Annotated in this window: 13 protein-coding genes; 1 reads left to right on the top strand and 12 read right to left on the bottom strand. The window is 68.9% G+C overall.

All coding sequences use genetic code 11. The features are described 5' to 3' along the window. The coding region (locus tag ACNPM4_RS19150; protein ID WP_448986829.1) for an IMP dehydrogenase at positions 1–367 on the bottom strand (367 nt) is incomplete at its 3' end. Between the two features lie 124 nt (positions 368–491). Here ACNPM4_RS19150 and ACNPM4_RS19145 point away from each other — a divergent pair. Beyond that, a complete protein-coding gene (locus tag ACNPM4_RS19145) occupies positions 492–791 on the top strand; it encodes an SHOCT domain-containing protein (protein WP_448986797.1) in 300 nt (99 codons plus the stop codon). Positions 792–853: 62 nt separating this feature from the next. On the opposite strand, the gene ACNPM4_RS19140 is transcribed toward ACNPM4_RS19145, so the two are convergent. From ACNPM4_RS19140 to ACNPM4_RS19090, 11 genes are all read right to left on the bottom strand, one after another. Further along, entirely contained in the window at positions 854–3,313 is a 2,460-nt protein-coding gene (locus ACNPM4_RS19140; RefSeq protein WP_448986795.1) for a helix-turn-helix transcriptional regulator, read from the bottom strand. A gap of 57 nt (positions 3,314–3,370) precedes the next feature. Next, positions 3,371–5,059, bottom strand: a complete 1,689-nt coding sequence (locus ACNPM4_RS19135) for an ABC-F family ATP-binding cassette domain-containing protein (RefSeq protein WP_448986793.1) — start codon at positions 5,057–5,059, stop codon at positions 3,371–3,373. A gap of 78 nt (positions 5,060–5,137) precedes the next feature. Then, positions 5,138–5,689 carry an OsmC family protein gene (locus ACNPM4_RS19130; protein ID WP_091035867.1) on the bottom strand — a complete coding sequence of 184 codons (552 nt, stop codon included), beginning with the start codon at positions 5,687–5,689 and terminating at the stop codon, positions 5,138–5,140. A 103-nt stretch (positions 5,690–5,792) separates the two neighbouring features. Continuing rightward, complete coding sequence (locus ACNPM4_RS19125; RefSeq protein WP_029262256.1) at positions 5,793–6,158, bottom strand: type II toxin-antitoxin system VapC family toxin; 366 nt, start codon at positions 6,156–6,158, stop codon at positions 5,793–5,795. After that, complete coding sequence (locus ACNPM4_RS19120) at positions 6,155–6,403, bottom strand: AbrB/MazE/SpoVT family DNA-binding domain-containing protein (protein ID WP_091034950.1); 249 nt, start codon at positions 6,401–6,403, stop codon at positions 6,155–6,157. The genes ACNPM4_RS19125 and ACNPM4_RS19120 overlap by 4 nt, the downstream gene beginning before the upstream one ends. A gap of 37 nt (positions 6,404–6,440) precedes the next feature. Continuing rightward, positions 6,441–8,246: a sensor histidine kinase gene (locus tag ACNPM4_RS19115; RefSeq protein ID WP_448986790.1), complete on the bottom strand. Its 1,806-nt coding sequence runs from the start codon at positions 8,244–8,246 to the stop codon at positions 6,441–6,443. Further along, a complete protein-coding gene (locus ACNPM4_RS19110; RefSeq protein WP_029262253.1) occupies positions 8,243–8,590 on the bottom strand; it encodes a response regulator in 348 nt (115 codons plus the stop codon). Before ACNPM4_RS19110 ends, ACNPM4_RS19115 begins: the two co-directional genes overlap by 4 nt. After that, entirely contained in the window at positions 8,587–8,730 is a 144-nt protein-coding gene (locus ACNPM4_RS19105) for a hypothetical protein (RefSeq protein ID WP_167381624.1), read from the bottom strand. Before ACNPM4_RS19105 ends, ACNPM4_RS19110 begins: the two co-directional genes overlap by 4 nt. After that, entirely contained in the window at positions 8,727–10,214 is a 1,488-nt protein-coding gene (locus ACNPM4_RS19100; protein ID WP_262003344.1) for a glycosyltransferase family 2 protein, read from the bottom strand. Before ACNPM4_RS19100 ends, ACNPM4_RS19105 begins: the two co-directional genes overlap by 4 nt. After that, a complete protein-coding gene (locus tag ACNPM4_RS19095) occupies positions 10,214–10,927 on the bottom strand; it encodes a PHP domain-containing protein (protein ID WP_448986787.1) in 714 nt (237 codons plus the stop codon). Before ACNPM4_RS19095 ends, ACNPM4_RS19100 begins: the two co-directional genes overlap by 1 nt. Then, positions 10,924–11,913 carry an ATP-grasp domain-containing protein gene (locus tag ACNPM4_RS19090; RefSeq protein WP_448986785.1) on the bottom strand — a complete coding sequence of 330 codons (990 nt, stop codon included), beginning with the start codon at positions 11,911–11,913 and terminating at the stop codon, positions 10,924–10,926. Before ACNPM4_RS19090 ends, ACNPM4_RS19095 begins: the two co-directional genes overlap by 4 nt. Between the last annotated feature and the right edge of the window lie 36 nt (positions 11,914–11,949).

Genomic DNA, 11,949 nt, shown 5'->3' with positions numbered 1-11,949 from the left:
GGCGACGGGTGATGAGCTCGGGCTTGATCGGCTCGGCGTACAGCTCCTGCATGCGGACCGTGGCCGTGCCCTCGTCGAGACCGGCGATCTCGGCGAGCAGCGGGTCCGGGTTCTCGTACCGGGTCCACAGACCCTCGAGGTCGAGCACACCCAGCCCGCCCAGCTGACCCAGCATGATCGCCGTCTGCGGGCTGACGACGGAATCCATGGGAGCTCCGAGCACCGGGATGCCGAAGCCGAAGGCGTCGATCGTCCAGGCGGTCGACACGTCCTCCGGGTTGCGCGTGCGCCGAGAAGGCACCACCGCGATGTCATCGAACGTGTACGCGCGACGTGCGCGCTTTCCTCGGCCGAGCTCGATCTCCATGGTCACCCCTCCAGCCTACCCGGGCGCGGCGGTCGACTCGGGCAGAGCTCGAAGCGTCGCGGAACGGCGTCGGTGCTCGAAGACATCGAGCATCGAGTGCACCGCCTTTCACCCGGATGGGGGGATGACCGACCTTCCCATCGCCAGCGATCGTTGGCCTGCGGGATCCGAGCGGGTCCCGTTCTTCCTTGTCTTCGTCCCGTTCCTCACCGCGCTGATCTACCTGATCGCCCGCGGTGGAGGGATGGCGGAACGCGGCGTCCGCGAAACGCAGGCCGCGGAATCCGCCGCCGCCGACTACATCAAGTCCGTGGCCGGCAGCAGCCCGAGCGACGAGATCGCGAAGGCGAAGGCCCTCCTCGACGGCGGCACCATCACCGCTGCGGAGTACGAGCAGATCAAGACGCGCGTGCTCGCGGGCTGATCCGAGGCGAAGCAGGGGCTCGTGGTCTCACGCGATGGCGAGCCCCTCCCCGGTCGATCCGGTCAGAGCAGACCGACACGGCGAGCAGCCTCGACCGCCTCGGCACGTCCGTTGACCTGCAGCTTGCTGTAGATGCTTCGCAGCTGTGACTTGACCGTGTTGGCGCTGACGTATCGACGCCCTGCGATCTCGGCGATGCTCTGGTGGGCGGGAAGCTCCCGCAGCAACTCCTGTTCTCGCGCCGTCAGCTTCGCGATCGTGACGGTCGCGGCCTTCTCCGGCATCGCCATGTCCGGATGCGCGAGAATCTCCTCTGCCACAGGCCGCCACGCCCCCAACCGTTCGATGCGTGCACGCAGCACGACCGCCGGCTCGTTCCCCTCCTGGAGGAACGGCCGCACGGCCCCCAGCGGCGCTGCGCACATCAGCGCGTTCAGGATCGCCGCGGTCGCCGACGCGTCGCGTCTGTGGCGGTGCGCGTGAACGGCAAGAGCCACCCAGGCGGAGGCCAGAGCCAGCGGGCTGAATCGTGGAGCACCGCCCGCCAAGGCCTCACGGAGGACGTGATCGCCCTCACGGTTCGGATGCCGGAGGAAAGCGGCTGTCGCCGATTCGACGCTGTATTCGCCGAGAACACGACGACAGCGCGCGAGGAGCCGGTCCGCCAGCGGCACGTCACCCTGGCGGATGGCGGACCCGATCGCAGGAACCACGGCATAGGCGAGGCTGGAGACCGTGTCGGAGAGGTCGTTCTCGATCAGAGCCACCACCCGCGCGAGCGCGGCGCCGCCCCCACGGCGGGTGAGCTCGTCGAGCGCGAGGAGCATCTGCGTCAAGTGGTCGAGGCGTGCGCCGGCACGAGGACTCCAGTGCTCCAGCACGCTCGTCGAGAGAGGGTCGGCCCGGTGATAGGCACGCGTCGCCTGGAGGCAGACGGCGCGCGCAGCCACGGTATCCCGCTCATCGGCGCCACTGAGCCGGTCACGTTCGATCTGGAGGAGGACAGGCTCCATGTCGACCCGACTCGGCGCCCGGGAGACGATCGACAGCGCACTCTCCAGGATGAGCATCCGCAACCACCGCAGTTCCGAGGTGTCGGCGGTCGGCGAGCCGAGGTGCACGAGCGCCGCGCTCATGTTGTCGTTCATCTCGCCATCCACCCCTCCCGTGGTCCACACCTGCACATACTCGAGAAGGAGTGCGGTTCCGCGGGAGCAGGACGCGTCGACGGCTAGTGGCGGCCGGTCCCGCATGTCGCCCCGCCGCCGATTCGCGTGCGCCCACAGCGCGTCCACGATCTCGTCCACGGCGGTCCGCTCAACCCTCCGCTGGGCGTGGGTGCGGACACGGAGGAGCTGCGCTGCCCCTGGGCGATCGGGGAAGTGCGGAATCGCGAGAAGCAGCCCCATATCCGCCTCCAGCCTCTCGCGGTCCCGGGGCGCGACCGCACGAACGGCACGCATCACCGGGCCGGATTCGCCTTGGAAGATCAACTCGTAGCCGTGCTGATCGAGGAAGGCGGCGAGCGCGGCCGCGTCTGCGGCCCGGACTGTCTGAGCGAGGGCGCTGCGCAGATCGCCCCTCGCCGAGAACCACCGCGCCGCTGCTGCGTGGGTGCTGTTCGTCCGTGGGAGATCGCGTCGTCGCTGCTCTGCGGCGAGAAACGCCCAGAGGATGGGATGGAACCGATAGGAATCCGCGTCCTGTCGCATCACGAGCGAGTTGGCACAGGCGAGCTGCTCGAGAACACGACCGGCGTCGGGACTCCCCGTCACCGTGACGGCGAGTGCTGCCGATACCGTCGGTGCGACAGCCGACCAGACGAGCACTTCTTCCTGCTCCGGATCGAGAGCGGACAGCACCTCGGTGACGAGATAGTCGGCGACAGGGCGACTGTCGCCGTCGAACCGATCCACCACCGAGCCGTCGCCCGTCTCCCGCAGACGGCGCACGAGCACGAGTGCGGTCGCCCACCCACCGGTGCGGGCGAGGAGACCGCGGAGCTGCTTCCCGGTGGGGGCTGTCACATCCGCGAGAAGGCTGGTCGCCTCGTCGGCGGTGAAGGCGAGATCGGCACCGGAGATCTCGCTGGTTCGCACCCACCTGGCGGGCGACACCGGAAGTGCATCGAATCTGTCGGCGAGAACCACCCGAAGGCGGCCATCGCCGCTGTCGACCGCCGCCGCGATGGCCTCCCGCGCTTGCGCCGACGACCGATCCAGCTGGTCGATCACGAGATACACCCGGGAGGCACCTGCCGCCCTGCTCCGCTGGATCGCGTCGAACACCTGCGCCTCATCGGCGGCATCTGCGAAACACACCAGGCCGTCGACGGTGGCCATCCACTGCCGGAGAAGCACGGACTTGCCCGAGCCGGCGGGAGCCCAGATACCCACGACCCTGATCTCACGCTCGAAGGCGTCGAAGATCCGCCGCAACCGAGGTCGGTCGACCAGGCCGCTCCGTTGCAGGAGCGCAACCACTGATCCGCGTGCGTGAGTGATGTCCCCGAGATCTATCATCTCGGTATTATTTCACCCTTTACCCGCGGACTCGCGTCGGTCGTGGTTCTGCTCTCGTCAGCGCGTCCGAGCGACCCGCTTCTCGTCCCACACGGGCTCGTCCGATTCGTAGACGTCGCCATCCGACCCGAAGACCAGGAAACGGTCGAACGACCGGGCGAACCAGCGGTCGTGCGTCACCGCCAGCACGGTCCCCTCGAATCGCGCCAGGGCGTGCTCCAGCGCCTCGGCCGATTCCAGATCGAGGTTGTCGGTGGGTTCGTCCAGCAGCAGCAGCGTCGCCCCGGAGAGCTCGAGCAGCAGCACCTGGAACCGGGCCTGCTGCCCGCCCGACAGCGAGTCGAACGTCTGCTGCGCCTGCCGCACGAGGCCGTACCGATCGAGCGCCGAACTCGCGGCATCCCGCGGCATCCCCGCCCGACGGTCATCGCCGCGGTGCAGGATCTCCAGCAGCGTGCGCCCGATGAACTCCGGGTGTGCATGGGTCTGCGCGAACAACCCCGGTACGACGCGCGCGCCGAGAGTCGCCGTGCCGGTGTGCGCGACCGCGCTGACCTGCTCTCCTGTCGACGTGACATGACCGAGGGTGGCGTCAGGGTCGCTGCCGCCACGCGCGAGCAGCCGCAGGAAGTGCGACTTGCCCGATCCGTTCGAACCGAGCACTGCGACCCGGTCGCCGTACCAGACCTCCGCATCGAAGGGCCGCATGAGCCCGGTCAACTCGAGACGCTGTGCGACCACGGCCCGCTTGCCGGTGCGGGAGCCGCGCAGACGCATGTCGAAGTCCTGCGCGGGCGGTCGCTCCTCGGGCGGGCCGGCCTCCTCGAACTTGCGCAGGCGGGTCTGCGCCGCCTGATAGCGCGAGGCGAAGCCGTCGTTCGCCGACGCCTTGACCTTGAGGTTCGCGACCAGGGTGCGCAGCTTCTCGTGCTGCTCGTCCCAGCGCCGACGCAGTTCGTCGAGGCGGTCCATCCGGTCGGTCCGCGCTTGCTGGTATGTGGCGAACCCTCCGCCGTGCACCCATGCCGTGGCACCGGCGCCGCCGGGCTCCAGTGTGATCAGCCGGTCGACGGCGCGTGCGAGCAACTCGCGGTCGTGCGACACGAGCAGCACGGTCTTCGGCGTCTGACGCAGCTGCTCCTCCAGCCACCGCTTCGTCGGCACGTCGAGGTAGTTGTCCGGCTCGTCGAGCAGCAGCACCTCGTCGGGTCCGCGCAGCAGGGCTTCGAGCGCGAGCCGCTTCTGCTCTCCGCCGGAGAGCGTCGTGAGCTCGCGATATCGCGCCCGCTCGAACGGCACGCCGAGCGCGGCCACCGTGCACTGATCCCAGACGGTCTCGTGCTCGTAGCCGCCGGCGTCCGCGTACTCGGAGATCGCCGACGCGTACGCCATCTGCGTGTCGTGCTCGTCGCGCTCGATCAGTGCGTTCTCGGCGGCCTCGAGAGCTTCGGCCGCCGCGCGAATACGGGCCGGGGCGACGCGCGTCAGCAGCTGGTGCACCGTCTCGCCCGCCTCGCCGTGACCGACGAACTGATCCATGACGCCGAGTCCGCCGTCGATGGTCACGACCCCGTCATCGGCCGCCTGATCGCCCCGGATGATTCGCAACAGGGTGGTCTTGCCCGCCCCGTTCGGTCCGATCAGGGCGCTGGTGGAGCCGGCGCCGACCCGAAAAGTCGCCTCGTCGAGAAGCGGTCTGCCGTCGGGGAGCGTCAGTGAGACGCTGGAGACATCGATGTAGCCCACGGTGCGTGGCCGTCCTTCCGCCCGCGCATGCCGAGCCGACCAGGCTATCAGGCGCGGACGCCACGCACCGAACCGCGCTCAGGCGAGAGCGCTCGATGTCGGCACGGGCGCCGCGAAGAGATCGAACACGGGGCAGTGCGCATCGACGACGGTGCGCAGGTTCTCGTACTGCTCGGCGCTGTCCGGGCCCGTGATGTCGACCGAGACCCGGACATCATGGAAGCCCGCCCTCCCCGACTCGTCGATGCCGAAGAGCGTGCGCACATCGAGGTCGCCCTCCGCGGTGATCTCGATTTCATCGATCGTGAGACCGAGCGCCTGCGCGTAGAGACGGTACACGACCACCTGACAGGAGATGAGCGCACCCAGCGCGTACTCGACGGGGCTCGCCGCCACGTCGTCTCCGGCCAGCGCGCCGGGCTCGTCGACCAGGAAGCGGTGCTTCCCTGCGCGGATCTCGGTGGCGACGGAGCCGATGCCCCGCCCGCTCACGCGGTAGGTGAGCTGTGCGTTCGCGGCGTCCGCGGCGATCCGCTCGTTCCACGCGGTTCCGGCGTCGGTGAGTCGCTGCGAGCGCTCGGCGGGAGTGACATCGGCGATGCCGGCGAGCTGGTCCTGGAGAAGAGTCATGGCCCGAAGGTAGCGATCCGCTCACTCGCGCCGTACGGGTCACGTCATCCGGCTTCACACCCGGACACGGAGCGTCACGGATGCGACGCTCCGCGGTGCAGGGTCAACGCCGGAGCTGCTCGACGCGTTCAGATTCGCCCCAGGCGCGATCCGCCGTGAGCGCGACCGCGTCGAGACGCGCCGCTACCGCGAGGCACAGCCGATCGCCGAGCGAGAGGCCGCTCCCACGCTTCCACAGCCGGGCCGCCTCCTCGGCGTCACGGTGCGACACCGGCTCGACGCGCAATCGATAGCTGAGCAGCAGTCCGGACGCCACGCCCCAGTCGGCACCGGATGCGCGCACCTTCTGCGCGACCTCGGACCAGTTCGCCGCTCCGACCACCGCATCGTCGAGAACCTCCTCGACGCGATCGGCTCCGGGTTCGCCCTGCAGGAATGCGAGGAGTGCGGACGCATCCAGGACGATCACGCAGCGGCGTCCTCGGAGCTTGCGGCCGCCCGACGTTCGGCGAGAAGCGATTCCAGAACGTCCTTGCCTTCCAGTTGAGACCTGACGAGGGCCTTGGCCTGCTCGCGAGTGACCAGGATGACCCCACCCGCAGTCTCGATCATCAGCAGCGGCACACCCTGCTCCCAATGCTGGCGGCTGCGGAGCTCAGCGGGGATGACCAGCCGACCGCGATCACCCATCGGCGCGACGAAGGTGGTATCCATGGATCCACGGTACCACTCATGCGCACGCAGTGGGATGTCAGTCGGCGCGGCTCAGGCTCGTCAGCACCTCGGTGCGGGGTGCCGACGGGAGGACGAAGCGAAACTCGGTGCCCACGCCCTCCTGACTCGTCACGTCCATGCTCCCGCCGTGCGCCAGGACGATCGCCCGGGTGATCGTGAGCCCGAGACCGACACCCGGCACGGCATTGCGCGTCGCGGTCGACGCACGGAAGAACCGGGTGAACAGCATCCCCTGTTCGTCTTCCGGGATCCCGACGCCCGTGTCCTGCACGGCCAGCTCCACTCCCCCGTCGACCGGACGGACGCGGGCGTTGACGCGCCCGCCACGCGGGGTGAACTTGATCGCGTTGGACAGCAGATTGTCGAGAGCCTGACCGATCCGCCCGGAGTCGATCAGGAGGGTGATCGCGTCGGAACCGACCTCGGCCTCGATCTCGATGCCCTCGCGCTGCGCGTGCGGACCCGCCGAGACCACGGCCGATCGGACGAGCTCGGCGATATCGACCTCTTCGCGCTCGAGCGGGAACCTCCCGGACTCGACCTGCGCGGTGAAGAGCAGATCACCGACGAGGTTGAGCAGACGCTTCGCATTGCGCTCGATGATGCCGACGAACTCCTGCTGGTCGACGGTGAGCGGCTGACCGGGATCGTTCTGCAGCAGATCGAGGAAGCCGATGATCGCGCTCAGCGGCGTGCGGAGCTCGTGGGAGATCATCCCGACGAACTCGTCCTTCATGCGCGCGACCTCGACCGCCCTGGTCTCGTCGGTGAGCACGAACAGGTATCCCTGCTGCGCGCCGGCGCCGTCCTTGTGCGGGGTGACGGTGACCCGGGCGGGAACCGTCGTACCGCCCGCCGTCGTCACCTCGACGTCCCCGTCGACCGGGAGCCCGGCATCAGCCTGCGAGAACAGCGCCTGGATTCCGGGCGAGAGCTCCGCATAGCCGGGCAGAAGCTCGTGGTCCGAGCCGGGACGGTCGACGTTGTCGGCGGCCAGCATCGACAGGACCGCCGTCGAGAAGAAGCGGTCGATGCGCACGTCGTCGCGGGCCTCCTCCGCCGAGAGTCCCAGCAGGCGTTCCGCTCCGGGATTCCAGGCCGTGATCTTCCCGCTACAGTCCGTCGCGATCACCGCCTGCGCCGTGATCGACGCCCACAGGCTCTCGAACGAGTCCAGCAGCTCGCGGTACTGACGTTCCTTGTCGCGGAGCTGCACGATCATCGCGACGTTCTCCGACAACGCTCTCGTGCGTTCGACGACGAGCTCCTCCGCCTGGTCGACGCGCATGCGCTGCTGTCGGGACAGCTCATTGACGACGGCCGCGACCGCGGAGAACACCAGCGGCCCGATGACCCCGCGCAGCCACTCCACCGACGTCGAGGGCGGATCGGCGAAGTACGGCAGGAGCAGGGCGATGGAGGTGAGTCCGCCGACCACGAAGACCCAGCGGATGCCGGGGGCGGCCGCGATCCACACCACAGGCAGGATGACCAGCGAACCGAAGATGGACGAGGCGCCTCCCGTGCCGGCCCGGAAGAAACCGAACCCGATGATGTCGATCATCGGGACGAGCAGCACGACCCAGCCGTCATAGACGTGACGGGCGCTGAGCACCGCAGCCTGCAGCGTCGCAGCGAGGAGAAGGCCGATGCCGAGGAGGGCGACGCCGAGGTTCGTGAAAGGCAGGTCCGCGTTCCCCCATGACAGCAGCGCCGCGATGACAATCGCGGCCGCCGACGGCAGCTGCTTGACCAGCGGGCTCGGGTTGTCGAACATCCGGTACCACCGGCTCTCGGCCCGGTCGATCGGGGTCGCCCTCACCGCTTCACCTGCTCCACGATGCGATGCAGGTCGGCGCCCGTGATCGGTTTCGGCAGCGCGGCATCCGCCGGCGGGTAGTCGGCGGCATCGAGCACCGAGCTGATCACGAGGAAGCAGTCGGGGAATCGCTCCTGCACCAGGCGCGCGCAGGCCTGCCCGGAGATCCCCGGGAGCAGCAGATCGAGCACGGCGACCACCGGATCGATGTCTGGGAAGGCCGCGATCGCCGACTCGGCGTCGTGCGCGATGAAGACATCGAAGCCCTCACGATCGAGATAGCGCCGCAGGAGCGCAGCCTGGTCGGGAGCGTCCTCGACGACGAGGGCCAACGGCCTCCCGGTCATCGAAGGAACAGCTCTCGCACGACGACGACCACGACGACGACGACGAGCGCGAGAACAGCCTGCGGGATCAGTCGTCGCTCGCGCCGGGCATCCGCGACGATCTCCTCCCGCTCGGCTTCGGGTGACGGTGCAGCGTTCATGAGTCGACGCGTCCGATCTTCTCGGTCTTGATCCAGGAGGCGTCAGCACGACGCCACTCTTTGATGTAGGAGTCCACGGTGATCGCGCACAGCAGGGAGCCGTAGCCGCAGATGTAGAGCAGGAGCCCGGCGAAGAAACGCCCGCCCGGAAGCTTCTCGACCGCGCGCGCGAGCCAGATCCCGAGCATCGAGATCGGGCCCCAGAGGTAGAAGATCACGGCCCAGAGGATGCGCGTCTCGTCGGTGAGATCCAGTCCGACGGCCTCGAGACCGGATTCGAATGCCCACGGGAAGAGGGCGATCGCCATCAGGAGGAGCGCACCCAGCCCCGGGAACATGATCGCCTCGCGCCAGGAGTGCCGGCCCGTACGGGGATCGAGCTGCACCGCGTACAGCATCGAGTACAGGTAGATGCAGGCCGCCGAGATCCACATGAAGCGGAAGACGAACTCCGCGATGTCGCTGTGCAGCACGAGCAGAGCGAGCATTCCCGCCGCGGCGAGCAGCATGAACGCGGGCAGCAGGAGGATGGTGAACCAGGCCAGTCCGAACGAGAAGCTGCCCAGGTTGTGCTCGCGGCTCGGACGGAACCACAGCTTGCGGTAGATCGAGGTCAGCTGCACGTTGCCGCGGGCCCAGCGCAGTCGCTGCTTCCAGAGGCTGTCGATCGTCCGCGGCTCTTCGGCGAGCACGACGGCGTGCGGCTCGAAGACCATCCGGCGACCCTTGAGCTGGCCCTCGAACGTGGTCATCGTGTCTTCGGCGAGAGTCCCCGTCGGGATCCGCCCGCCGATCGCCTCGAGGTTGGCCCGCGAATGCAGCTGGGCGCCGCCGGCGAGACAGGCGATCGCGCCGCCGACGTTCTGCACCCGACGGGCGGAGAGCTGGCCGATCACGTACTCGATCGCGATGAACCGCGTGAGGTAGTTGCGGTCGCGGCTGCCCTCGGCGATGTAGGCGGTCACCGCCCCGACCTTGTCGTCGGCGAGATGCCGGCTGAGTTTGCGCAGGGAGTCGCGCGCGAAGATCACGTCGGCGTCCATGATGAGCACGGCTTCGGTCCAGACGTCGGCGAGCACCACATCCAGGCCGTGGTTGAGCGTGTGAGCCTTGCCCTCGCCACCCTTCTCGCGCCGCAGGTGCACGACCCGTCCGGGGTGGGCATCGGCCTTGGCCCCGACGATGGCGGGGGTGTCGTCGGTGGACGCGTCGTCGACGACGAACACGCGCAGGCGATCGGCGGGGTACTCCAGCTGGAGCAGCCGCTCGATCGCCGGGCCGATGACAGCCCCCTCGTTCCACGCCGGGATGATGACGGCGACGTTCGGATGGTACGGCGCGGCCTTGCCGTAGTGGTTGCGGAACGCATGCACCGGCAGCATGAGGAACTGCAGTCCCGTGTTGATCACCGGCAGCGTGCCGACCAGGACGCAGAGCAGGAGCACGATGACGAGTGCCGTCTCGAGCCAGGTCAGATCGGCCATCAAGACACCTCCACCGCATCGAGCAGCGGGATCACGCGCGAATAGCGGCCGACCTCGGCGGCGTCGTGGCTGTCGGTGGAGGCGACGATCACTCCCCCCGCGCGGCGGAGGGCCGACAGCGCTTCGGAGCCGGGGCACCCCCACTTCTCATTGACCTCGACCAGGGTGTCGGTCTGCGCCGCAGCCTGCGCCCACGCCTGCGTGCGCTCCGGGCCGAGATCGAACTCGGACAGACCGATCTTGGGGAGGATCGAGAAGCAGTGCGCGAGCTGATTCCCGGGATGCCGACGCATCGTCGCGATGAGCGCGTCGACGAACTGATCCAGCACGTCGTCCGCGGCCCAGCCTGAGGCGATCCGTTCGCGGACAGCTGTGGGGCCGAGGGGCCCTTCCTTCCCCGGGAACTGATGATCGGCGATCAGGATCCGGTCGATGCCTTCGGGAAGAACCGGGATGTCGAGCGACCCCGAGGCATCGAGGATCTTGGCCTCGACGCCCGAGAGCACGGTCAGCCCGTCGGGCACACGCAGTGCGCAGACGGCAGCCAGGTACTCGGGCACCCACGTGGTGCTCTGACGCACATGATCGACCAGACGCAGCGTGGTCAGGCCGGCCGCGACCGCGGCATCGACGTTCTGGGCGAGCGTCGAGACGGCATCGTCCGAGAAGGTCGAGTGCACGTGGTGATCGCCGCGCAGCACGGCGTGGGTCACAGCTCCTCCTGATGGCCCGCATGCGCGGAGACCAGCAGGTCGTCGACCTCGACGATCACATCTTCCAGGAAGCGCACCGAGGCGACCTCGCGGAACGGCACACGCGCCGGCAACTCGCGTCCGAGGAAGAGGTCGGCCACGAGTGACGGGATGTCGACACCGGCCGCGATCGTCAGCGGCAGTGCGCCGGGGAAGCGCGGATTGACCTCGAGCAGCACGGCCCGGTCGGCACGGTCCCGGCGCAGCTGCACGTTCGCGACGCCCACGAGTCCGATGGCGCGGGCGATCGCTGCCGCTGCGTCCTCGAGCTCCGGGTCCTGCACGGTGCGTCCGGCGATGGCGACGCCGGAATCGACCCGCGCACGGGTGCGGGGCACCGCGGCGACCACGTGACCCGTCGCATCCGCGATGACGTCGACCGAGTATTCCTCCCCCGGAAGGAAGTCCTGCACGATCAGGCCCTCATCCGTGGGCAGCGCCTCGAGGGCCGCGCGATCGGGCACGAGACGCACGCCGCGGCTGCCGGCGCCCTGGCGCGGCTTGGCGAAGACCGGGAACTCCCAGTCGACGGCCTGCGCGTCAGGGCCGGCGAGGACCGTGCGAGGAGTGAGACCGGTCGGCGCGCACCGTTCGGCGAGCGCGAGCTTGTCCAGCGCGGTGTTCAGCGTGTCTGCCGACGGTGCGGCGAGCACGGCAGGTGCCAGTTCGTCCCGCCGCTCGGCCAGGGCGATGAGCTCGACGTCGACGGTGGAGATCACGAGATCGAGCCGATCGGCCTCGACCATCCGCGCGATCGCCGGCACGAAGTCGTCGTCCCGCCCCGGAGGGACCAGGCGACGCTGCGCCGGGGGCACCAGATAGATACCGCTCGCCCAGCCGTCCATGTCGGCGGCGAACACGGTCAGATCGGATCGGTGGAGGAGGGATCGGATCACGGCTACTCCGGCCGGTCCGCCTGCTCCGGTCACCAGCACACGCTTCGTCATCAGCTCTCCCGTCGACTGAGTTCATGGGCGCCGATG

Source organism: Microbacterium umsixpiens (assembly GCF_053543675.1).
Note: the sequence above shows the minus strand (reverse complement) of the source record. Positions and strands in the feature narration are given on the sequence as shown.

What these genes read in the sequence shown, in the direction of transcription:
- ACNPM4_RS19145 (WP_448986797.1), top strand. Translation starts at nt 492, where the DNA reads ATGACCGACCTTCCCATCGCCAGCGATCGTTGGCCTGCGGGATCCGAG.
- ACNPM4_RS19140 (WP_448986795.1), bottom strand. Translation starts at nt 3,313, where the DNA reads ATGATAGATCTCGGGGACATCACTCACGCACGCGGATCAGTGGTTGCG.
- ACNPM4_RS19130 (WP_091035867.1), bottom strand. Translation starts at nt 5,689, where the DNA reads ATGACTCTTCTCCAGGACCAGCTCGCCGGCATCGCCGATGTCACTCCC.
- ACNPM4_RS19120 (WP_091034950.1), bottom strand. Translation starts at nt 6,403, where the DNA reads ATGGATACCACCTTCGTCGCGCCGATGGGTGATCGCGGTCGGCTGGTC.
- ACNPM4_RS19110 (WP_029262253.1), bottom strand. Translation starts at nt 8,590, where the DNA reads ATGACCGGGAGGCCGTTGGCCCTCGTCGTCGAGGACGCTCCCGACCAG.
- ACNPM4_RS19105 (WP_167381624.1), bottom strand. Translation starts at nt 8,730, where the DNA reads ATGAACGCTGCACCGTCACCCGAAGCCGAGCGGGAGGAGATCGTCGCG.
- ACNPM4_RS19100 (WP_262003344.1), bottom strand. Translation starts at nt 10,214, where the DNA reads ATGGCCGATCTGACCTGGCTCGAGACGGCACTCGTCATCGTGCTCCTG.
- ACNPM4_RS19090 (WP_448986785.1), bottom strand. Translation starts at nt 11,913, where the DNA reads ATGACGAAGCGTGTGCTGGTGACCGGAGCAGGCGGACCGGCCGGAGTA.